The sequence below is a fragment of the Spiroplasma ixodetis genome (genome assembly GCF_040369795.1).
Taxonomy (GTDB): Bacteria; Bacillota_I; Bacilli_A; order Mycoplasmatales; family VBWQ01; genus Spiroplasma_E; species Spiroplasma_E ixodetis_B.
The window spans coordinates 1,054,564-1,078,113 of sequence record NZ_AP028955.1; the positions used below are offsets into that span (position 1 = coordinate 1,054,564).

27 protein-coding genes and 4 pseudogenes are annotated in these 23,550 nt (G+C 23.3%); 21 read left to right on the top strand and 10 right to left on the bottom strand.

The features are described from left to right. Positions 1-60: 60 nt before the first annotated feature. Together ABWV63_RS07440 and ABWV63_RS07445 are read right to left on the bottom strand one after the other, a co-directional pair. On the bottom strand, positions 61-2,031 hold the full coding sequence (locus ABWV63_RS07440; RefSeq protein ID WP_353305828.1) for an ankyrin repeat domain-containing protein: 1,971 nt from the start codon (positions 2,029-2,031) through the stop codon (positions 61-63). Positions 2,032-2,083: 52 nt separating this feature from the next. Then, the gene (locus tag ABWV63_RS07445) at positions 2,084-2,527 is read right to left on the bottom strand and encodes a GNAT family N-acetyltransferase (protein WP_353305829.1); all 444 of its coding nucleotides are present in this window, start codon (positions 2,525-2,527) and stop codon (positions 2,084-2,086) included. Positions 2,528-2,681: 154 nt separating this feature from the next. On the opposite strand from ABWV63_RS07445, the gene ABWV63_RS07450 reads away from it, so the two are divergent. From ABWV63_RS07450 to rpsO, 10 genes are all read left to right on the top strand, one after another. Further along, entirely contained in the window at positions 2,682-2,945 is a 264-nt protein-coding gene (locus ABWV63_RS07450) for a hypothetical protein (protein ID WP_353305830.1), read from the top strand. 159 nt (positions 2,946-3,104) lie between these two features. Further along, positions 3,105-3,239 (top strand): hypothetical protein, encoded by a 135-nt coding sequence (locus tag ABWV63_RS07455; protein ID WP_353305831.1) that lies wholly within the window; start codon positions 3,105-3,107, stop codon positions 3,237-3,239. Between the two features lie 30 nt (positions 3,240-3,269). Beyond that, positions 3,270-3,851 (top strand): hypothetical protein, encoded by a 582-nt coding sequence (locus tag ABWV63_RS07460; protein WP_353305832.1) that lies wholly within the window; start codon positions 3,270-3,272, stop codon positions 3,849-3,851. A gap of 121 nt (positions 3,852-3,972) precedes the next feature. Further along, positions 3,973-4,113 carry a hypothetical protein gene (locus tag ABWV63_RS07465; protein ID WP_353305833.1) on the top strand — a complete coding sequence of 47 codons (141 nt, stop codon included), beginning with the start codon at positions 3,973-3,975 and terminating at the stop codon, positions 4,111-4,113. 173 nt (positions 4,114-4,286) lie between these two features. Continuing rightward, the gene (locus ABWV63_RS07470; protein WP_353305834.1) at positions 4,287-4,709 is read left to right on the top strand and encodes a transposase family protein; all 423 of its coding nucleotides are present in this window, start codon (positions 4,287-4,289) and stop codon (positions 4,707-4,709) included. A gap of 23 nt (positions 4,710-4,732) precedes the next feature. Continuing rightward, complete coding sequence (locus ABWV63_RS07475) at positions 4,733-5,140, top strand: transposase family protein (RefSeq protein WP_353305835.1); 408 nt, start codon at positions 4,733-4,735, stop codon at positions 5,138-5,140. Positions 5,141-5,612: 472 nt separating this feature from the next. Then, positions 5,613-5,903 (top strand): SemiSWEET family transporter, encoded by a 291-nt coding sequence (locus ABWV63_RS07480; protein ID WP_353305836.1) that lies wholly within the window; start codon positions 5,613-5,615, stop codon positions 5,901-5,903. Next, a complete protein-coding gene (locus ABWV63_RS07485; RefSeq protein ID WP_353305837.1) occupies positions 5,896-6,201 on the top strand; it encodes a SemiSWEET family transporter in 306 nt (101 codons plus the stop codon). Before ABWV63_RS07480 ends, ABWV63_RS07485 begins: the two co-directional genes overlap by 8 nt. Positions 6,202-6,243: 42 nt before the next feature. Beyond that, on the top strand, positions 6,244-6,975 hold the full coding sequence (gene plsY / locus ABWV63_RS07490) for a glycerol-3-phosphate 1-O-acyltransferase PlsY (protein WP_353305838.1): 732 nt from the start codon (positions 6,244-6,246) through the stop codon (positions 6,973-6,975). 124 nt (positions 6,976-7,099) lie between these two features. Continuing rightward, positions 7,100-7,366, top strand: coding sequence for a 30S ribosomal protein S15 (gene rpsO / locus ABWV63_RS07495; protein ID WP_353305839.1), 267 nt, complete (start codon positions 7,100-7,102; stop codon positions 7,364-7,366). Positions 7,367-7,437: 71 nt separating this feature from the next. Here the strand turns inward: rpsO and ABWV63_RS07500 are convergent. Beyond that, a pseudogene (locus tag ABWV63_RS07500) lies at positions 7,438-8,565 on the bottom strand (IS3 family transposase). Between the two features lie 116 nt (positions 8,566-8,681). On the opposite strand from ABWV63_RS07500, the gene ABWV63_RS07505 reads away from it, so the two are divergent. Beyond that, positions 8,682-8,912, top strand: coding sequence for a hypothetical protein (locus ABWV63_RS07505; protein ID WP_353305840.1), 231 nt, complete (start codon positions 8,682-8,684; stop codon positions 8,910-8,912). 190 nt (positions 8,913-9,102) lie between these two features. Continuing rightward, positions 9,103-10,340 (top strand): annotated as a pseudogene (locus tag ABWV63_RS07510) (IS256 family transposase). A gap of 51 nt (positions 10,341-10,391) precedes the next feature. On the opposite strand, the gene ABWV63_RS07515 reads toward ABWV63_RS07510, so the two are convergent. Next, entirely contained in the window at positions 10,392-10,628 is a 237-nt protein-coding gene (locus tag ABWV63_RS07515) for a YneF family protein (protein WP_252319938.1), read from the bottom strand. Between the two features lie 13 nt (positions 10,629-10,641). Next, a complete protein-coding gene (tkt, locus tag ABWV63_RS07520; RefSeq protein WP_353305841.1) occupies positions 10,642-12,648 on the bottom strand; it encodes a transketolase in 2,007 nt (668 codons plus the stop codon). Positions 12,649-12,931: 283 nt separating this feature from the next. Here tkt and ABWV63_RS07525 point away from each other — a divergent pair. From ABWV63_RS07525 to ABWV63_RS07565, 9 genes and pseudogenes are all read left to right on the top strand, one after another. After that, positions 12,932-14,171: pseudogene (locus tag ABWV63_RS07525) on the top strand (IS256 family transposase). A 98-nt stretch (positions 14,172-14,269) separates the two neighbouring features. Next, positions 14,270-14,581, top strand: a complete 312-nt coding sequence (locus tag ABWV63_RS07530; protein ID WP_353305842.1) for a hypothetical protein — start codon at positions 14,270-14,272, stop codon at positions 14,579-14,581. Positions 14,582-14,663: 82 nt separating this feature from the next. Next, positions 14,664-14,927: a hypothetical protein gene (locus tag ABWV63_RS07535; protein ID WP_353305843.1), complete on the top strand. Its 264-nt coding sequence runs from the start codon at positions 14,664-14,666 to the stop codon at positions 14,925-14,927. Continuing rightward, on the top strand, positions 14,870-15,100 hold the full coding sequence (locus tag ABWV63_RS07540; RefSeq protein WP_353305844.1) for a hypothetical protein: 231 nt from the start codon (positions 14,870-14,872) through the stop codon (positions 15,098-15,100). Before ABWV63_RS07535 ends, ABWV63_RS07540 begins: the two co-directional genes overlap by 58 nt. A gap of 3 nt (positions 15,101-15,103) precedes the next feature. Beyond that, positions 15,104-15,505 (top strand): transposase family protein, encoded by a 402-nt coding sequence (locus ABWV63_RS07545; RefSeq protein WP_353305845.1) that lies wholly within the window; start codon positions 15,104-15,106, stop codon positions 15,503-15,505. A gap of 141 nt (positions 15,506-15,646) precedes the next feature. After that, entirely contained in the window at positions 15,647-16,150 is a 504-nt protein-coding gene (locus ABWV63_RS07550) for a hypothetical protein (RefSeq protein WP_353305846.1), read from the top strand. Between the two features lie 222 nt (positions 16,151-16,372). Then, entirely contained in the window at positions 16,373-16,810 is a 438-nt protein-coding gene (locus ABWV63_RS07555) for a transposase family protein (RefSeq protein WP_353305692.1), read from the top strand. A 3-nt stretch (positions 16,811-16,813) separates the two neighbouring features. After that, positions 16,814-17,224 carry a transposase family protein gene (locus tag ABWV63_RS07560; protein WP_353305847.1) on the top strand — a complete coding sequence of 137 codons (411 nt, stop codon included), beginning with the start codon at positions 16,814-16,816 and terminating at the stop codon, positions 17,222-17,224. A 323-nt stretch (positions 17,225-17,547) separates the two neighbouring features. Then, a complete protein-coding gene (locus tag ABWV63_RS07565; RefSeq protein WP_353305848.1) occupies positions 17,548-17,826 on the top strand; it encodes a hypothetical protein in 279 nt (92 codons plus the stop codon). Here ABWV63_RS07565 and ABWV63_RS07570 read toward each other — a convergent pair. The 5 genes and pseudogenes from ABWV63_RS07570 to ABWV63_RS07590 all read right to left on the bottom strand — a co-directional run bounded on the left by ABWV63_RS07570 (position 17,819) and on the right by ABWV63_RS07590 (position 23,548). Continuing rightward, positions 17,819-18,091, bottom strand: coding sequence for a transposase (locus ABWV63_RS07570; RefSeq protein WP_353305849.1), 273 nt, complete (start codon positions 18,089-18,091; stop codon positions 17,819-17,821). The two genes, ABWV63_RS07565 and ABWV63_RS07570, sit on opposite strands and share 8 nt — an antisense overlap. A 9-nt stretch (positions 18,092-18,100) precedes the next feature. Then, positions 18,101-18,991: pseudogene (locus tag ABWV63_RS07575) on the bottom strand (IS256 family transposase). A 103-nt stretch (positions 18,992-19,094) separates the two neighbouring features. Further along, complete coding sequence (locus ABWV63_RS07580) at positions 19,095-19,550, bottom strand: IS630 family transposase (protein ID WP_353307215.1); 456 nt, start codon at positions 19,548-19,550, stop codon at positions 19,095-19,097. After that, a complete protein-coding gene (locus ABWV63_RS07585; RefSeq protein WP_353305850.1) occupies positions 19,507-19,866 on the bottom strand; it encodes an IS630 transposase-related protein in 360 nt (119 codons plus the stop codon). Before ABWV63_RS07585 ends, ABWV63_RS07580 begins: the two co-directional genes overlap by 44 nt. Positions 19,867-19,990: 124 nt before the next feature. After that, positions 19,991-23,548, bottom strand: a complete 3,558-nt coding sequence (locus tag ABWV63_RS07590) for an FtsX-like permease family protein (RefSeq protein WP_353305851.1) — start codon at positions 23,546-23,548, stop codon at positions 19,991-19,993. Positions 23,549-23,550 lie beyond the last annotated feature (2 nt).

The window sequence follows — 23,550 nt, forward strand, 5'->3', positions numbered from 1 at the left end:
TTTATTATGATTTGAGTGTTTACTTAAAATTTAATCTGTATAATTAAATGAAAATTACCTTTATATTTGTAAAGTTTGTTTATTATTAATTGTTAAAAAAATATTATCATCTTCAATTAAATTTATGTTATTTTTAAAATAATCAAAAGCATCAATAGCAACTTCATCGATATCATAATAATAATTTATAATGTTAAATCTATTTTTATTAGCATTTTTATCTTTTTTATTTAAAGGTTTAATAAAAGAAGATTCTTTTCTTGATAATAAATCAATATTTTTTTCTAAAAATATTTTATCTTCTTCATTTATTTGAACTTTTGATTTAATTGCTAAAGCATTTTCTTTTTTTAGTAACATACAAGCATGATTTCATGCCGAATTCCCTGAACTATCTTTATAATCAATATCAACCGGTCATTTTGTTACTAAATAAGTTACTAATTTTTGTCAATCATTTAATACTGCTATATGCAATAATGAATAATTTTCCTCTTCAAATTTTAGACTATTAATAAATTCTTTTTTAAAAAAAAGATTTAGTTGTCCATCAATATTTTTGGTTTTTTTATTAATATAATCTTCATAATTTTGCAATATTTTAATAAATTTTCTTTCTATTTTTTTTGAATAAATTATTTCTTTATTTTTAATAAAAATAATATTCATTTTATTTATCATTTTTTTAACATTTAATAAATTTTCTCTTTTTAAACTATTTACTTCAATAATTATCTTTTTTATCTGTCAATGATTATATTTGGTTGCAAATAATAAAGCAGTATTGCCATTTACATCTAAATCATCAATATTAGCATTATGTGCTAATAAAGTTTTAACTATATCCAAATGTCCATTTTTAGCAGTTCACATTAAAGCATTGCAACCTTTTTCGTTTATAAAATTAACATTTGCACTATTTATTAATAAAGTTTTAACTATATCCAAATGTCCATTTTTAGCAGCAACAATTAAAGCGGTTTCTTTAATTATATTTTCATGATTAACATTAGCGCCATTTTTGATTAAAGTATTAACTACTTCTAAATGACCTTTTTCAGCAGCTCACATTAAAGCACTCAAACCATCAATAGTTACATGATTAACATTAGCGCCATTTTTGATTAAAGTATTAACTACTTCTAAATGACCTCTACCAGCTGCAGCAATTAAAGCAGTATAACCACAAATTTTTGTTATAGAATAAACATTTGCACCTTTATTTAATAACAAATTAACTACTTCTAAATGACCATTCCTCGCAGCTCACATTAAAGGCGTATAACCATTTTCATTTATACAATTAACATTAGCTCCCAATTCTAATAAAGTTCTGACTATTTCTAAATGACCATTCCTCGCAGCCCACATTAAAGGCGTATAACCAAACATATTTTTTCTATTAACATTAGGATAATTTGTTAATAAGGCATTAGCTATTTCTAAATAATTAGATTTAATCGCTGATATTAAAGCAGTATTACCATTTATAGAGACATGATTAATATTAGTGCCATTTGCTAGTAAATCATTAACTATTTCTGTATATCCATTTTTAGCAGCCACTAACAAAGCAGTTTCGCCATATCGATTTTCATGATTAACATTAACATTAAGTGTTAATAAAGTTTTAACTATTTCCAAATTTCCATTTTCAGTAATTAAAATTAAAGCAGTATTACCGAATTGATCCTCACAACTAACATTAGCATTATGTTCTAATAACAGATTAACTATTTTTGTATATTTTTTTTTAGCAGCTAAGATTAAAGCGGTATTACCATTTACAGATATGTAATTAATATTAGCATTATGTTCTAATAAAACATTAACTATTTCTAGATAACCTTTTTCAGCCGCCCACATTAAAGGCGTATAACCAGTTCTATCAATATAATCAATATTAATATCATATTTTAATATTTTATTAACTGCATCTAACTTTTTATTTTTAATAGCATCTATCATTTTTGCTTCTTTGTTATTAATATTTATATTTATTCCAAATATTTCTCTGACTCACTCAAACATATTCTTTTCCTTTCATTGTTTTTAAAAAAGAATGTATTTAAAATATTATTCTTTAAAATTTACCTTCATTATATATTTTTTTCTCCATTTTACAATGTTTAATACCGGCGTCCAAAAATATTTCAGAACAAACTTTATAACCCAAATTTTTATAAAAATTTAGTGCTTGAATTTTGGCATGAAGAGATATAACTTTAAATTGATTTTTAATTGCAACTTTTTCCATAAATTCCATTAATTTTTTACCAATACCCAATTTACGATATTCTTTCAATATACACACTCTTTCAATCTTTACAATATCTTCGACTTTTCGCATTCTACTAGTACCTATTCGTTTATTATTATCATCAAAAAATAAAAAGTGAATCGATACATATTCAAATTGATCAATTTCTTCTTCAAAAGGAACCTTTTGCTCATTAACAAAAACTTTTTTTCTAATAAAAAATGCTTGTTCTAAAATTTCAATATTATTAACTATTTCAATTTTCATGTTTTCTCCTTAAATATAAATAATATTTTAAATTAATTATATAATTAAATTTAACAATTAGTAAATTTTACCAATTAATAAGCGAATTTTTAATTAGTGCTATAATTTAAGTAAGCGATTTTAAAAAATATTTTTTTGGGGGAGGAAATAAATTTTGGAAGTACAAAAAAATCAATTTAAAAAATTACGACCGCATAATTTTTGGGGAGGACAATTTTTTTTATTATTTTTTTGAATAATATTTATTACATTACTAATTACTGCATTAGTCTTATTTTTAAATGAAAGAACAAGAATTGATAAACAAAATAATGTTAAAGAAATACTAGAACAAATTGCTAACGCAAAACAAGAAAGTGACAAAACTCCTTTCTATAAAAAATTAATGGCTATTTATTATCCATTAATTGATTTTTAATTAATGTCATTTATTTTTACTCAACATGATGATGCGCCAATAAGTGACTGAGGAAGTGCATGAACACAACGTTTAAATAGCATTAATACCGCTTATTCATATATCTTTATTACAATTTTAATCGCTTTAATTGCTTTACTTTTTTATATTATTATCATCATGAAACTTTATCGTCGTCGAGCATTTCAAAGAAAATATGGTTTAACAACTCAATTTGCAAATGATTATCCAATTTATGATATTAAAATGTATCTAGGTTTTACAGTTAATTTAGCTATTGTTTTTAGTTTTTAAATTTTATAACAACTATCATCGTATTAATTTATGGTATTAACTTCTTATTTCTTTTGATATATTTTAAAAATTAAAACAGAAATATTAATTATGCATAAATGATGAAAAACACCAAACTTTGCTTTATTTTTATCTGTTATTTTATTCCAAAATGGTTATACTTTATTAAAATCAATATTTGCTCAAAAGTTTAATGTTAACTTAGACTTAATTTTATCAATTATTTTACCAATTGGAACAATTACCATCTTTATTACCTTATTAATCAAAAATATGCTTAATTCACAAGTTACAGCAGTAAAAAATGCTATTAAAACAATTGGCGCTAAAATTGGTGCTTTTCAAATTTTCTATTATACACAAAAAGAAAAATCTTTAGAAGACTACATGTTTGTTGGTCAGTTGCCAACACTTGTTCGTATACCATTACAAAATAATAGCATTAACACCAAACAAGCAGTAACGCTAATGGAAACTATTGATGAAACAATAATATTTTTTAAAAACCACTTTCATAAACCAAAAGAATTAAACTATATGCTTTTTCACTTATTTAATAGAATAACTGATATTGAAGAAATTGAAGAAATAAAAAAAATATTCTTAAAATAGAAAAAAATAATTAATCAAAATTTCACAAAAAAGTTTTAAAAATAGTTAATACCATAGAAAATAATAAAATTTGTTATAATTGAGTAGAGTAATTATGATATGAGGAAAGGAAGTTATATACATGTGACCATTTAAAAAAAGGGATAAAACCGGAGAAGCAAAAGATCAAAAAAAATGTGATGGTTGTGGGAAAATGAAAAGTTCATCTGAATGTAATAAAGCAGCAGACGGTAAATGTTTGTGTAAAGATTGTGCTAAATAAATATATTAAATAAGTGTGTCATTAACACACTTATTTAATATATTTAGAAAGGAAGGATATAATGAAATGATTCAATAGACATATTCCGTAAATAAATTTTTTAAAAGTCAATTAATAATTTAAAATTTATTTTATAATTTCTTTATTAATAAATTAATAAGGTGTTGATAAAAATGAATTTTGAAAATTTAAAAAAATTAAAAAATGAACAATTTTATAGATATTTTGGTATAAAACTTTTTCATTTTGATGAAATGTTAACAAAATTAATTGAAATAGAAAATTTAAAAAAAACTAAAGGTAGAAAATATAAACTTTCAGTTGAAGAAAGATTGATGATGAATTTAGTATACTGAAAAGAATATTATACTTGTTTCCAAATTAGTATTAAATATAAAATGAGTGCATCAAGTTGTTTTCCAAATATTACTTGAGTAGAAAATAAACTTAGTGATGACAAAGATTATCAGTTTTTAAAAACAAAATATAAATCAAAAATTGAGAAAAAACAAGAAGATTTAAATGAATTTCAATTTTATTTAATTGATTCAACTGAAATTGAAATTGAAAGACCAACTAAAAAAAACTACAGTTAGAATATTTTTCTGTTAAAAGTTGAATGTTTTCTATAAAATTTGAAATTATATATGACTTTTTTAATAAAAAAATTGTTGATATTTTTGCTGATAATGGAAAAGTACATGATTTTCAAATATTAAAAAATTCAAATCTTGAATTTTCAGAAAAAACAATAATTATTGGTGATTTGGGATATCAAGGAATACAAAATATTTATAAAAATACTATATTACCAATTAAAAAAACTAAAAATAAAAAATTAACTAAACAAGAAAAAATCTACAATAAAATTATTTCAAAAATTAGAATTAAAGTTGAACATGTTTTTGCTTGATTAAAAAGATTCAAAATTTTAATAAATAAATGTAGAAAAAGTATATTTAGACTTATGTACTTAAGATTTAACTTACTTTGTGAAATTTTTAATAAAACAAAACAATTAAAATAAAAAAATATTTTTAATATTTTTTTAAAAATTTAAATTTTTATCAAGTTAATATAAAAATAATATTAACAATTTTTGTGTTTGAAATATAAATTTATTTTTAAAGTTTTTTTTTTAAAAATATTAACTTCTATAATTATTAACACTAAAAAATTTATAAATATTATTATTGACAATTGATTAAATTTATTTACGGAATATGTCTAATAAAAAAAACAAAAAAACTGATGATTAATCTTTAACAAAAACCGTAAAATGTTTTGATTGCGGAATGATGTTTGAACCTTTTGACATTCTTGATACAAAAGAAGGGAAATCTTTATGTAAAAAATGTTTCATTAAAGAAGAAGAAAAATAAATTAATGATGTGTTTAGCAAAACACATTTTTTATTATTTAAAATAAAATAAATAACTATTTTCACAATATTTTATTATAATTACTATGATAAATTAAATTAATTAAAAGGAGAAAAAATGAACATTTTTATAGAAATATTGGGGTATCTTGCAGCTATTTGTATTCCTTTGGCATTCTTACCACAAACTATTAAACTAATAAAAACAAGAAATACTTCAGGTCTTTCTATTTTTTCATATAGTATCTATCAACTGGGAGGTCTTACTTTTTTAATATTTGGCATACTTCATAATGATATTCCCATGATTACTTGTCAAACTATTACTGCTATACTAAATTTCATAATAATTGGGATTATTGTTAACAATTTAATTAAACAAAAAAATAAGGAGGAAAAAAATGTCTAATATTGCAATTGATATTATTGGATATATAGGTGCTTTTTTTATTTCAGTTGCCTTTTTACCACAAACTATTAAACTAATTAAAACTAAAAACACAAAAGGTTTATCATTAATTTCTTATAGCATATATCAAATAGGATTAACTTCATTCATAATTTATGCTAGTTTAATTAAAAACATTCCCTTACTAGCAGCAAATGCCTTTGGCACAGTTATTAATATCATATTATTAACATTAATAATTTATAATTTATATTATAATAATAAAGATAAAAATAACAATTTAACTTCCAAAAAATAAAATTTTTATTAACATAATACTTGCACAAGAATGGAGAAAAAAATGGAACATATTAATCTATTAGGAACTTTTATTTTTATTATCATTGGTTATTTAATTGGCTCAATCTCGCCTTCAATTATTATTAGTAAAATAAAATTTAAAACCGATGTTAGAGATTATTACTCTAAAAATGCTGGTGCTACTAATTCAACACGAGTTATGGGTGGTAAATGAGGAGCTATTATTTTAATTATTGATGGTTTTAAGCCCGCTATTCCTATTTTAATTGCATACGGTTTAACCTTTGTCAATATTACTAATCCTAATTATGAAGCAATGTTTAAACAAGCATATATTTATCCAACTGGTCTTGCTGCAATTATTGGTCACTGTTGACCACTATTTTATGGTTTTCGTGGTGGTAAAGGAGCTGCATCTTCATTAGGAGTACTATTAATGATTAATCCTATTTATTGCGTTATCACAATTGCTAGTTGATGATTTATTTTATATTTAAGTAGAATGTCATCTTTATCTTCAATGTTAATGATGATACTTGCTTTTATCTTATCATGAATACCGAATATGCCACTGCATGCTTTTCTTTCCCAACAAGACACTCAATACTATATTGTTAATATAACTATGGCTCTAATTTGAATATTAATTATTATTCGTCATTGAGATAATTGTAAAAGAATTCTTAATCATACTGAACGTAAAGTGACTATTTTTGATAAAAAAAATAAAAAATCATCTCTTTATACAAAATGAATAAAAATATTTTTTTAAAAAATGCTTGTTTTATGTTTAAAATTAATGTACTATTATAACCGTGTTGACTTAACATTGTTAATATTCTCTCCGATATTAGCTTTGCTTAAGCCGAATTATATTTAAAGGAGATTTGTAAAATATGGAACAAATTAAACAAGATGAATTAATTAAAAAATTTCGCTTAAATGCCAAAGATACTGGTTCTTCTGCAGTTCAAATTATTAATTTAACAAAAAGAATTTTAGAATTAACAGCCCATCTACAAGTACAAAAAAAAGATATTACTGCAAAACGAAGTTTGTTAAAAATGGTATCAAGCAGAAAACGTTTCTTAAAATACTTTAAAAAACAAGATGTTGCTACATACAATAAATTATTAACAGCACTATCACTAAAAGATAACTAATATTAAATCAGTATTTACTTATTAATACTCATTTTTTTATATACATCTAAATAATGGAATGGCAACCTTTTTTAGGACTGTTTTTTGGTAGACATTTGTGCTTGGTATTTTATGGGGGTTAAGTAGTTTAGAGTGCTGTGGATTCTTATGTTGTTGTATCAATTGATATAATCAAATAATTCTAATTTTAATTGGATTAATGATGTAAAATTTTTATCATTAATAAACTATGTTTTGAAAGTTTTGAAAGTTGCTTCAGCAACAGCGTTATCATAAGGACAACCTTTTTTTGCTTAAAGAGCGGGTAATATTGAATGCTAATAAAAGTTTATCAATAGTTTTATTATTAAATTCATTACCGCGATCGCTATGAAATATTTGAATATTTTTTAAACAACGATTTTAGCACATAAATGCTTGATATACTAATGATGCATCTTTTTTAGTACCTACACTATGTCCAATAATTTCGCGATTGTACAGGTCGATTAATAAGCAAATATAGTTTCATTTACCATTAACTTGAACATAAGTTAAATCACTAACAATAACTGCGTTTTTAAGCCTATTATTAAAGTCTCTATTAACAAGATTAGTAATTTGACTATCATTGACTTTATTATGATAATTTTTGTATGATAATTTAGTGTATTTTGATATTAAATTATGTTTATTCATAATTTTTTTAATTTTTCGTCTTGATAAATTAATTTTCTTTTCTTTTAGAACAACTTTTAATCTTCTTGTTCCATAAGATTCTTTATTTTCTTTAAAAGCACTAATAACAGCTTCATCATACATATTATTTTGAATTTTATCTTCTTTTTTCTTCAAATTAAAATAATATGTTGATTTAGAGATTTTTAAAAAACGACACATTGTGCTAATTTTATATTTAACTTTATTTTTAGTAATAATTTCTATTTTCTGCCTATTATTAGTGCTGCTTGCTTTAAAATATCATTTTCCATTCTTAATTGTTTTAATTCTTTTCTTAATTTAATTAATTCATTTTCTTCAACAGAATGGTTATCTTTGATTTTAAAACTGCCTGAATTAGTAAATTTCTTAATTCAATTATAAGTAGCTGTTCTTGTAACATTGTACTCTTTAGCAAGACAAGACACTGACTTACCACTTTGATATAAAGCTACTATTTGTTTTTTAAATTCATCTGAATATGAGTTAATATTGGCCATAATTATAATTCCTTTCTTTTAACTAATTTGTTCACTTGTCTACGTAATTAGTGTCCAATAAAGTGTAATCCATCCAGCAAAATATTCATTTCATAAATCAAAATGGTGATACGGCTTTGACAATCATTATTAATAATATTTTATTTTATGATAAAAACATAAAAAATATATTAGAAAACATATTTTATCAAGAGTATGAAGAATATATTACAAATAAGGCAAAAGTAGAAATTATTAAATACAGGCCAGAATTTTCAAATAACTCATTATTTCATGATATTAAAGATAATATATTAATACATTTAAATACTAATCAAGAAAAAGAAAAAAAGAAACTGGGTATATAAAACCAATTTTGAATTATAAAAAAGGACATAGCCAAAAAATAAGCCATCAACAAGCGGATATATAAAACATTAAATTTATCACAAATATAATGGATAGGTAATGTTTAGTAATCTGTGTAACTTACAAAAATAACTATGTTTAATTAATTCTAGTAAATAAAATTAAATAACTAGAAATAGTGAGTTGCGTATGTCTAAAAAACAAAATATTAATAATAATGTTCCAATATCAAAAGCAGTAGATTTATTACTAGAAAATACTGAAGATTTAACAACAGTTTTTAAAGAGGGTGGTTTATATAAAGAATTAACAAAAAGATTAGTTGAAAAAATGTTGAATTCTGAAATGCAAAATTATTTAGGATATGAAAAAAATCAACATAATACTAGTGAAAATGCTCGCAATGGTATAAGTTCAAAAAAATTAATAACTCAACAAGGCAAAATTGAGATTAATGTACCACGAGATCGTAATAGTAATTTTGAGCCAGTAATAGTTGCAAAAAGACAAAGAAGATTTGATGGTTTTGATCAACAAGTTCTTTCATTATATGCCAAAGGCATGACTTTATCAGATATTAGAATGCAGTTACAAGAGCTATATCATGGTGCTGATATTAGTGAAAGTGTTATTAGTCAAATTACTGATGATGTTATTGATGATGTTAAAGCATGACAAAATCGGCCATTAGAAAGTGTTTATCCGATTGTTTATTTTGATTGTATAGTAGTTAAAGTACGACAAGATAAACGCATTATTAACAAATCAGTTTATATAGCACTAGGAGTTGATTTAGAAGGTAAAAAGATGTTTTAGGTTTATGAATTAGTGAAAATGAAGGTTCTAAGTTTTGATTATCTAATTTCACAGAAATGAAAAATCGAGGCTTAAATGATATTCTTATTGCTTGTAGTGACAATTTAACAGGAATGTCAGAAGCAATACAATCAGTTTATCCTAAAACCGAACATCAATTATGCATAGTTCATCAAATTAGAAATAGTTTAAAATATGTTTCATACAAACATAGAAAATCACTAGTTACAGATTTAAAACCAATTTATAGTGCATGTAGTGAAGAACAAGCAATGCAAGCTTTAGAATCTTTTGAAAGTAAATGAAATAAACAATATCCTCGAATTGCTAAATCATGATATAAAAATTGAGATAATTTAATGGTTTTTATTAGTTATCCTGCAGAAATCAAAAGAGTGATTTATACAACAAATGCCATTGAATCTGTTAATAGTCGATTACGAAAAGTTATTAGAAATAAAAAAGTTTTTCCAAATGATATGGCAGTTTTTAAAATATTTTACTTAGCAATTGAAAATATAACAAAAAAATGAACACTGCCCATTCAAAATTGAAATACAGCAATTGCTCATTTTATGATAAAATTTGAAGATAGAATTAATCTAAACTAGTAACTTTGTAAAAAGATACACAGATTTTTAAAAAGCCTCAATTAATAAAAATTATCTTTTTTTAGTAGTACTTTGTTGACGTTTCATTGCTTGCATTACTGATTTAATTTGAGATTCAGTAGGTTTACGCCCCATTTGTAAATACATTGCACGAATCATATTTTCATTAATAGGAGGATTTTTCTGTAATTGTTTTTCGAAAATCTTCTTAGTAACAATAAAACCAACTAATCCACCAATTAATGCACTAGCAATGCCAATGATTAATACTGCTCACCAAACCATCATTATTAATTTCTCCTTACTTACTGTTTAAAAACTTATTAATTTTATCACACACTTGATTTGATGTAAATCCATATTTTTCTAGTACTACCTTATCAGGAGCAGAAATACCAAAAGTACTTACGCCAATAACAAAGCCATTACCTGCAACATATTTATATCAACTATCTTTAGACCCCATTTCAATAGCAACTTTTATAATATCATTAGGTAAAATTTTATTTTGATATGTTTTATCTTGTTTATCAAAAATAAAAGTAGAAGGCATTGAAACTACACGAACATTAAGCTTTTGATCATTTCATAGTTGTTCTTGACTAGCAATAGCCAACGAAACTTCACTACCGGTAGCAATAATAATTAAATCTAAAGTTTTACTACTCTTCTCTTTACTAATAATATAAGCACCTTTTTGAACTGCCTCAATATTACTATTTGCAAGTTGTGGTAAATTTTGTCTAGTAATAATAATAGCACTAGGGTTAGTTTTGCTAGATAATACCATTAAATATGCACCAATTGTTTCTTTTGTATCAGCGGGGCGAATTACATTAAAATTAGGAATAGTTCTTAACATTGTTAGTTGTTCAACTGGTTCATGGGTAGGACCATCTTCGCCAACTGCAATACTATCATGACTAAAAATAAACAAAGATGGAATTGACATTAAAGCTGCTAATCGTAATGCAGGCTTTAGATAATCGCTAAACACAAGAAAAGTAGAACCAAAAGGAATTGTGCCTTGATGTAACGTCATACCGTTAACAATAGCGCCCATTGCAAATTCTCTTACTCCATAATGAATATGTCTTCCTGAATGATCAAGAGGTAAAAAGTCTTTATCTGTTACTAATGCTTTAGTTGAGCCAGCTAAATCAGCACTACCACCAATTAATGTTGGACAATGAGCTGATAAAAGTTTTAAAATATTACCAGAGTCTACTCTTGTTGCTTGTGGATTTACTCCAATAATTGAAGTTCAATCAATTTTATTTAATTGATAATCTTCATTAAAAATTTCATTTTTTAATGCTGATTTAATTTCATTATACAACTTTGGATATAATTTTGCATATTTTTCAACTTTTTGATTTCAAACTAATTCTATTTTAGAACCATGATTAAGTGCTGTTTGTGTGAAATAAGTGCTTACTTCTTTTGGAACAGTAAATTCAGGATATTCTCAGTTTAAATTTTTAGCAACTGTTTTGATATCTTCCATTAAAGGAGAACCATGAACACTGGGTGTTCCTTGTTTACTAGCCCCATAACCAATTATAGTTTTAATTTCAATTAAAGTTGGTTTATCACTAAGTTTTGCTTTTTTAATAGCTTCAGAAATGAGTTTATCATCTTCAACATCTTCAACTTTTAAATAATTTCACTCTAATGCTTGAAGACGCATTTTTAAATTTTCTGAATATACTAATTTAACAGATGAATCTAATTGAACATCATTTGAATCATATAAAATAATTAGTTTATTTAATTTAAAATGTCCAGCAAAACTAAGTGCTTCTTGCGCAATACCTTCTTGTAAATCGCCATCACCACAAATTGCATATGTATAATGATCAATAATATTAAGATCTTTTTGATTATATTTAGCAGCAAGAAAACTCTCAGTAAGCGTCATTCCGACAGCATTACCGATACCCTGACCTAATGGTCCAGTAGCCATCTCTACTCCATAGTCTAAATGATATTCGGGATGACCAGGTGTATTGCTATTTAATTGACGGAATTGTTTTATATCGTTGATTGTATATTTATAACCAGCATGATGTAATATTGAATATAATAAAGCACTACCATGACCTGCTGATAAAACAAATCGATCACGATTAAATCATTTTGGATTTTTTGGATTAAAAGATAAATGATTTTTGAATAAAGAAAAAGTCATTGGTGAAGCACCTAAAACAATACCAGGATGGCCACTTTTAGCAGCATTAACCGCTTGTACTCCTAACATACGAATTGAATTAATAGTTAATTTATCTAAATTAATTTTATTTTCCATAATTTCTCCTTAAATTTTTAATAGTTATTATTTAATATAATATTAACAATATTCTTAATAAAATAGGTAATTGTTTAAAAATAATTAAAAAAGTATAAATAATAATAACAAAAAATATAATTTTATTTTAACTAATTTGAATCTTTGAACAAATTAAAAAAGAAAAGATCACCCCAAGATAAAAAAAGAGGCTTTTTAAAAATCTGTGTATCTTTTTACAAAGTTACTAGTTTAGATTAATTCTAGTAAATAAAATTAAATAACTAGAAAGAGTGAGTTACCTATGTCTAAAAAACAAAATATTAATAATAATGATCCAATATCAAAAGCAGTAGATTTATTATTAGAAAATACTGAAGATTTAACAACAGTTTTTAAAGAGGGAGGTTTATATAAAGAATTAACAAAAAGATTAGTTGAAAAAATGTTGAATTCTGAAATGCAAAATTATTTAGGATATGAAAAAAATCAACATAATAATAGTGATAATGCTCGCGATGGTATAAATTCAAAAAAATTAATAACCCAACAAGGTAAAATTGAGATTAATGTACCACGAGATCGTAATAGTAATTTTGAGCCAGTAATAGTTGCAAAAAGACAAAGAAGATTTGATGGTTTTGATCAACAAGTTCTTTCATTATATGCCAAAGGCATGACTTTATCAGATATTAGAATGCAGTTACAAGAGCTATATCATGGTTCTGATATTAGCGAAAGTGTTATTAGTCAAATTACTGATGATGTTATTGATGATGTTAAAGCATGACAAAATCGGCCATTAGAAAGTGTTTATCCGATTGTTTATTTTGATTGCATAGTAGTTAAAGTACGACAAGATAAACGAATTATTAACAAATCAGTTTATATAGCACTAGGAGTTGATTTAGAAGGTAAAAAAAGATATTTTAGGTTTATGAATTAGTGAAAATGAAGGTTCTAAGTTTTGATTATCTAATTTCACAGAAATGAAAAATCGAGGCTTAAATGATATTCTTATTGCTTGTAGTGACAATTTAACAGGAATGTCAGAAGCGATACAATCAGTTTATCCTAAAACCGAACATCAATTATGCATAGTTCATCAAATTAGAAATAGTTTAAAATATGTTTCATAAAAACATAGAAAATCACTAGTTACAGATTTAAAACCAATTTATAGTGGATGTAGTGAAGAACAAGCAATGCAAGCTTTAGAATCTTTTGAAAGTAAATGAAATAAACAATATCCTCAAATTGCTAAATCATGATATAAAAATTGAGATAATTTAATGGTTTTTATTAGTTATCCTGCAGAAATCAAAAGAGTTATTTATACAACAAATGCTATTGAATCTGTTAATAGTCAATTACGAAAAGTTATTAGAAATAAAAAAGTTTTTCCAAATGATATGGCAGTTTTTAAAATATTTTACTTAGCAATTGAAAATATAACAAAAAAATGAACAATGCCCATTCAAAATTGAAATACAGCAATTGCTCATTTTATGATAAAATTTGAAGATAGAATTAATATAAACTAGTAACTTTGTAAAAAGATACACAGTTTTTTAAAAATCCTCACTTGTTTTGCTGATAAAAAAAAGAGTTAGATAATATTAGAACAATTTTAATTAGTGAAATGACAAAAAAAGGTTTTTTTCCAGATGAATTAAAATTTCAACAATTAAAAACCTATAACTTTATTTGAAGTAATGATATTAAAAATACAAATGAATGGTGACAAGAAATGCCAATTATTTCATTGGCAAGTAGCTATCCATTTGTGGCAACACATTTAAATGATAAGCAAGGTTTATTATCAGGAACCAACGATATCGATGAACCAATTATATTTGATATAAAACATCGTGATAGTTGTCGTAACAGTAGTAATACTTTTATTGTAGGAATGACTGGTGGTGGTAAAACATTTAATAGACATATTCCGTAAATAAATTTTTTAAAAGTCAATTAATAATTTAAAATTTATTTTATAATTTCTTTATTAATAAATTAATAAGGTGTTGATAAAAATGAATTTTGAAAATTTAAAAAAATTAAAAAATGAACAATTTTATAGATATTTTGGTATAAAACGTTTTCATTTTGATGAAATGTTAACAAAATTAATTGAAATAGAAAATTTAAAAAAAACTAAAGGTAGAAAATATAAACTTTCAGTTGAAGAAAGATTGATGATGACTTTAGTATACTGAAAAGAATATTATACTTTTTCCAAATGAGTATTAAATATAAAATGAGTGCATCAAGTTGTTTTAGAAATATTACTTGAGTAGAAAATAAACTTAGTGATGACAAAGATTATCAGTTTTTAAAAACAAAATATAAATCAAAAATTGAGAAAAAACAAGAAGATTTAAATGAATTTCAATTTTATTTAATTGATTCAACTGAAATTGAAATTGAAAGACCAACTAAAAAAACTACAGTTAGAATATTTTTCTGGTAAAAGTTGAATGTTTTCTATAAAATTTCAAATTATATATGACTTTTTAATAAAAAAATTGTTGATATTTTTGCTGATAATGGAAAAGTACATGATTTTCAAATATTAAAAAATTCAAATCTTGAATTTTCAGAAAAAACAATAATTATTGGTGATTTGGGATATCAAGGAATACAAAATATTTATAAAAATACTATATTACCAATTAAAAAAACTAAAAATAAAAAATTAACTAAACAAGAAAAAATCTACAATAAAATTATTTCAAAAATTAGAATTAAAGTTGAACATGTTTTTGCTTGATTAAAAAGATTCAAAATTTTAATAAATAAATGTAGAAAAAGTATATTTAGACTTATGTACTTAAAATTTAACTTACTTTGTGAAATTTTTATCAAGTTAATATAAAAATAATATTAACAATTTTTGTGTTTGAAATATAAATTTATTTTTAAAGTATTTTTTTAAAAATATTAACTTCTATAATTATTAACACTAAAAAATTTATAAATATTATTATTGACAATTGATTAAATTTATTTACGGAATATGTCTAATGTTAAAAAACAATTAAATTGATTATATCGCAATAACACAAAAATATATATTATTGACCCTGAACGCGAATATCATAAACTAGCAAATCAATATGGTGGACAAATTATTCCAATTGGTAAATCTGAAAATGCACGAATAAATCCATTAGAAATTTTTTCAGATGACTTATTAGAGCATATTTCATTATTAGAACAGTGATTTAAAATATTGTATTATTATTTAACTGATATTGATTTAAGTTTGTTACAACAAACACTTTTAAAACTATACAAAAATTTTAAAATAACCGACAAGACAGAATTTAATAAATTAACTGCTAATGACTACCCTACATTATCAGATTTATTTAATTTAATTGAAAAACAAGAAATGACCAAAAAAACAAAATCAAATTTATTCAACATTTTATGAAAACTTGCAAAAGGTGCTGATGGACATTTATGAAACGGAATAAGTACTTTATCTTTAAAAAAGTGATTTAATAATTTTTGATAATCATGAATTAACTTCAAATAAAAACCGACAAAATGCACAATTGTTCTTAATGCTTTCTTTTTTAGACAAAATTGTAAAACAAAACAAAGCTAAAAACGAAACATTTCCAATGACAGAACAACAATAGACATATTCCGTAAATAAATTTTTTAAAAGTCAATTAATAATTTAAAATTTATTTTATAATTTCTTTATTAATAAATTAATAAGGTGTTGATAAAAATGAATTTTGAAAATTTAAAAAAATTAAAAAATGAACAATTTTATAGATATTTTGGTATAAAACGTTTTCATTTTGATGAAATGTTAACAAAATTAATTGAAATAGAAAATTTAAAAAAAACTAAAGGTAGAAAATATAAACTTTCAGTTGAAGAAAGATTGATGATGACTTTAGTATACTGAAAAGAATATTATACTTTTTTCCAAATGAGTATTAAATATAAAATGAGTGCATCAAGTTGTTTTCGAAATATTACTTGAGTAGAAAATAAACTTAGTGATGACAAAGATTATCAGTTTTTAAAAACAAAATATAAATCAAAAATTGAGAAAAAACAAGAAGATTTAAATGAATTTCAATTTTATTTAATTGATTCAACTGAAATTGAAATTGAAAGACCAACTAAAAAAACTACAGTTAGAATATTTTTCTGGTAAAAGTTGAATGTTTTCTATAAAATTTCAAATTATATATGACTTTTTAATAAAAAAATTGTTGATATTTTTGCTGATAATGGAAAAGTACATGATTTTCAAATATTAAAAAATTCAAATCTTGAATTTTCAGAAAAAACAATAATTATTGGTGATTTGGGATATCAAGGAATACAAAATATTTATAAAAATACTATATTACCAATTAAAAAAACTAAAAATAAAAAATTAACTAAACAAGAAAAAATCTACAATAAAATTATTTCAAAAATTAGAATTAAAGTTGAACATGTTTTTGCTTGATTAAAAAGATTCAAAATTTTAATAAATCAATGTAGAAAAAGTATATTTAGACTTATGTACTTAAGATTTAACTTACTTTGTGAAATTTTTAATAAAACAAAACCATTAAAATAAAAAAATATTTTTAATATTTTTTTAAAAATTTAAATTTTTATCAAGTTAATATAAAAATAATATTAACAATTTTTGTGTTTGAAATATAAATTTATTTTTAAAGTATTTTTTTAAAAATATTAACTTCTATAATTATTAACACTAAAAAATTTATAAATATTATTATTGACAATTGATTAAATTTATTTACCGAATATGTCTAATGAATTTGTATTGCAATTGATGAAGTACATTTATTAATTAATGAAAATAATACCTTGGCGTTGAATTTTTTATTTGAAATGACCAAACGAATTCGTAAATACAACGGCATTTTGTACATTATGACACAAAACATAAATGACTTTATGGGTAATGAAAAAATTAAAACACAAGCACAAGGAATAATAAATAACTGTTTATATCAATTCGTTCATCATTTAGCAGCAAGTGATTTACAAGATTATGATAATTTAATTTCTGCAAGTGGTAGATTAAATGAATATCAAAAATCAACAATCGCTAGTTCACCAACTGGCACATGTTTATTTTCTATTGGTTCTAATAAACGAATATTATTAAATGTTGAAGCTAGCGATATTGAAAAAGAAACTTTTAGTTAGGGATTAAAGTTATGAATAAAATAAAACAATGATTTAAAAAAATAAATAAATTTCAAAAAATAGTTTTAATACTATTTGCAATGTTGGTAATGTTTAGTAATTGACTATTAACAGATTCAATAGCATTTGTTGTATAAATAACTATTTTGATTTCTGCAGGATAACTAATAAAAACCATTAAATTATCTCAATTTTTATATCATGATTTAGCAATTTGAGGATATTGTTTATTTCATTTACTTTCAAAAGATTCTAAAACTTGCATTGCTTGTTCTTAACTACATGCACTATAAATTGGTTTTAAATCTGTAACTAGTGATTTTCTATGTTTGTATGAAACATATTTTAAACTATTTCTAATTTGATGAACTATGCATAATTAATGTTCGGTTTTAGGATAAACTGATTGTATTGCTTCTGACATTCCTGTTAAATTGTCACTACAAGCAATAAGAATATCATTTAAGCCTCGATTTTTCATTTCTGTGGAATTAGATAATCAAAACTTAGAACCTTCATTTTCACTAATTAATAAGCCTAAAAAATCTTTTTTACCTTCTAAATAAACTCCTAGTGCTATATAAACTGATTTGTTAATAATGCGTTTATCTTGTCGTACTTTAACTACTATACAATCAAAATAAACAATCGAATAAACACTTTCTAATGGCCGATTTTGTCATGCTTTAACATCATCAATAACATCATCAGTAATTTGACTAATAACGATTTCACTAATATCAGCACCATGATATAACTCTTGTAACTGCATTCTAATATCTGATAAAGTCATGCCTTTGGCATATAATGAAAGAACTTGTTGATCAAAACCATCAAATATTCTTTGTCTTTTTGCAACTATTACTGGCTCAAAATTACTATTACGATCTCGTGGTACATTAATCTCAATTTTACCTTGTTGAGTTATTAATTTTTTTGAACTTATACCATCGCGAGCATTATCACTATTATTATGTTGATTTTTTTCATATCCTAAATAATTTTGCATTTCAGAATTCAACATTTTTTCAACTAATCTTTTTGTTAATTCTTTATATAAACCTCCCTCTTTAAAAAATGTTGTTAAATCTTCAGTATTTTCTAATAATAAATCTACTGCTTTTGATATTGGATCATTATTATTAATATTTTGTTTTTTAGACATACGTAACTCACTCTTTCTATTTATTTAATTTTATTTACTAGAATTAATTAAACATAGTTATTTTTGTAAGTTACACAGATTACTAAACATTACCTCAAAAATGTTAAATTGGATTTAAATTAGGAGGATATGGCGGAAGAAATAATAGTTTGCATCCAGCATTTTCAATTAATTGTTGTGTTAATTTAGATTTATGAAACGTTGCATTATCTAAAACTGTAATTTGTCCACGCTTTAATACTGGAATTAGTATATTTTTTACATATGATTCAAAAATTTTACTGTTGCAATTTCCTTCAAATGCTCATAGGGCTTTTAATTTACCTTTATTTAGTGAACTAATTATACTCATTCTTTTTATTTTATATGTGGGTTTATTATCAAATAATCTTTTACCTTTTTCAGATCAACCATATTTATAAAATTCATTATCATCAATTCCAGATTCATCAATATATACTAAATCTTCATTTATTATTTTAGCTATTTCTTTTAAAAAATCTTCTTGTTTATTTTTATCTCTTTGTTCATATAGAAAAGTTTTTTTTATATGTATAATTTAGTTTTTTGAAATAGTTATAAACTGTTTCTTTAGTCATATCATCAAATTTTTCAATTACTTTTTGAACTGTAACATCTTTATTTTGCGCTAAATAATTTTTTAATTCATCTAAATCCTTTATTTTGTGGCTATGTCCTTTTTGATAATTCAAAATTGGTTTTATATGCCCAGTTTCTTTTTTTCTTTTTCTTCATAAGAATAAAGTCTTTCTAGTAATATTGAACACTTTACAAATTTCTTTAATTTTCATGTTTTTACTTTCATAGGTTTCTATTACTTTTCTTCGTAAGTCTTCACTGTATGGTTTTGGCATAATTTAATCTTCCTAATCTATTTTAAATATTGCTGAATTGTACTTTTAAATTCAAAAAATATTTAAATTACATATTATTATTTTACATTATTTATGAGTAAACATTACTTTAGTTAGCTATATATTATTTAGTTAATGTCATTAATTGTTTATTATTAACGTTTAACTTTCAAGTAATAATGCATGAGACTAAATAAATTAAAATATTTATACTAATCATCAATGCAAAATATCATCAACGAAAAACAATAGGAAATGCGATTTTTGCAAAAGTTGCTAATAAATTAGAAAGTACCATTACTAAAGAAGGAACAATAAAAACAGCAACCAAACTACTCATTACCAATGCCGGTATTATTACCAGAAAGAAATTATAAGAAACTTCTAATGCAGTATAACCTAAACTTCGTAAAATATTAATTAATATTAAATTATCACGAACACTAATATTAGTAACAATAACAATAATCATTAATGATAATATAACACTAAAAATACCAAAAAATGAAATGATTATTTGTAAACTATATTGATTATTCTTCATAATAATAAGTAAATTACTAATATCATACACCGATGATAATGAAGTACTAATACCTTTACTTTCCAAATATCCTGAGTGTGAAATTTGTGCTAAATCAATATTATAATCATTTTTATTACTAATAATTGGTAAGTAATGTTTAAACTCATTATCAGTAAATTTGCTTAATTTACTATTAGCAAAATTATTTTCTAATAAATCACTTTTACTACCAAATAAAATCTCATTAAGTCAAAGTTTGGGCATTACTATTATTTTTGGATCTAATTTATTAATATAATCATAAGCAACACCAATTATATATTTTGTTTGATTATCTAATCCTTTATACCTATAAATAACACTATTATTAAGTTGTTCTCCACCATTATAAACATTAACAACCGAAGGTAAAGCAGAAGTAGCCATTGGAATAAATCGAACAGCACTACTATCTGGATTTTTAATTTCTAATTTTTGAATTAAATGATTACGAATATTAATAAATTGTTTATCTTGCCAATTATTAGAAGCTTCCATATCAGTTAAATTTAATTTACTAAAAGTAGAGAAATCACTTATACTAAAATTTAGAGATAAAAAATCACTTAAACTATCATCAACACCATAAGCAGTTCTTGGTGCACTTCAATTTTTAAAAGATTCTTTTGATAAGGTTTGTGTATCATTATCAAAAACAGCACCACGCTGATTAGGAAGTAACAGATTAGCCTTATCAAGTTCTAATTGTGTGTATGGCACTTCATACTGTTCATCATAAGGAATTAAACCAAAACTTATCAATAAATCAGTATTGTTTTTACCATTATTATTGGTTAAATAATTAAATAATATTTTATTTTTTTCTAAAAAATTCTCAATTATTGATGGAATCTTTGATGGATTAGCATCAATTCATTTTTTTATTTTTAATAATTCACTTCCCATAATATAACGATTTTGAACATTAATCACAATTGATTTATTAGGATTAAGAGGATCAAATTGTTTAATTGCCGCTAATAATTCTGGATATAATGAAATTTTACTTTTAATATTATCAACACTATTAAATTGATACATTAATTTATTTTCGTTATTAATAAAGTTAGTTTTAATATTATCATCAAATTGATAACCATTTTGATAATTAAAATTAGTTCCCGCAAATTGTGAACCTAACATATTATTAACTAAACCACTAGCAGTAAGCGCAAATAATACTAATGTTGCAGCAAAAATACTAGTAAAACACATAATTGATGTTTTACCAAAACTACGTAGTGAAGTAGTAACGGCCAACTTATTACGATAACTAAATCTACCAATCACATATCTTGCAATAAAAGTAAAAGTTGAACTAATATTTATTTTATATTTTTGTTTTGAAATATTATTAGTAATTAAATCTAAGGGTTTATTTCTTAATAAGAATAATAGCATTAAAAAACTAATGAAAGTTAAACTAATGATTGGAATAACAAGTAATAAAATAGCGGTAACAATATTAAAGTACCAACCATAACTAATTAAGGCAACAGTACTAATATTAGTAATATAAATTAAATAATGCGCAACTGGAATCGAAATTAAAACACCAATAATAGCAAAAATAATTAAAGGAGCAATAATTGAAATTACTAATGATATACTTAACTGTCAACTTTTATATCCTGTTGCTTTTAAAATTCCAATTAATTTTTTATTACGATCAATCATTTTAAAAGTAATAATAAAAATAATAATAGTAGTCACAATAAAAATTAAAATTAAAAATAAACTAGAAATCTCTTCAATAACATTAATTCTATTATTAATGGAACTAAAAGATCATTCTTGCATACTAGTATAAAATCTAGGATTATTGATATTTAAAGGTGAAATTATTTTATTATATTCAATACCATTATTATAATATTTTGTACTTGCTATATCAGTAGGTGTTTTATAAGTTGCGTGAAGATAATTATAAATTCATTCATTATTTATTTGTGAATCAATATTTTTAGCCAAGTCAGGATTAATACCTAAAAAAAAATCATCAATATTACTGCTAAATGCCTTTAAATCAGATTCCACTTTGCGAATCGTATTACCATTAGTAAAAGCAACAGTATTATTTTTTAAATCAAGTGAATTACCAAAATAACGACCAACAAATGATGCTAATGAGCTTGTAGCATAACCACGAATAATAAACGTTTGTCCAGCGATTACATAATTTTGACCAATATGTAAATTATTTAGTTCAGCAAAATGTTTGTAAATTAAAATTTCATTATCTTGTAATGGTTTTTCTGTTAAACTTGGGCCACCATCTTTGACAATAATTGCTTTATTAACAATATATTCAGGTCCTGTTTCAATAAAAGCAAAATTTTTACTAGTAATTAATAAATCACGGACCATAACAGCATGTTGTCATTCAATATCTTTATATAACATTCCCATTGACATTATTTCATATAACTTAGCTTCATTTTTAATATCTATTTCACTATAGTTTCGATTAGCATATGGATACTTAGTTTTTCCTTTAAAATTATCATTATAAAACTGTAAAGCAGATTCACTAGTAATCATAAAATTTGTTTCATTTTCTGGATGTAATGGATCATATAGATATTGATTTAGAATATTAGCATATTGTTCTATCGTTGCTTTATGAGTATCATAAGATGGATAATTAATAGGAATATTAATTTTAAAATCAATATAATTATGGCTAGTATCATTAAAAAGACTATCACCAATAGCAAAATATTCTTTACTACTAGCAACCCCACCATAAAAAGTAAAACGATATATATCAGGTCTAGTAACATCTGGTATTGTTAACTGAAAAGTAGCTTTTGCCATCTTTTCTTTATCAATAGTATTATTTTTTTGATAATAATTAATATTATTTAAATAAGAACCATTTTTATCTTTTTCATTATATTTTCCATCAAAATTAACATATTCTACTGGTGAAAAAAATGTATATTGGTTAAACTCATTATGAGCAATATCGTTAACATATTGTTCAAATAAATAATTATTAGAAAAATTTAATGATAAAAAGGCAATAATCATAATCATTACTAAAAAACCTAAACCAAACATTTGTAATAAATTGTTTTTTTGTTCACGAATATAATTACGTAATAATTTAAACATGA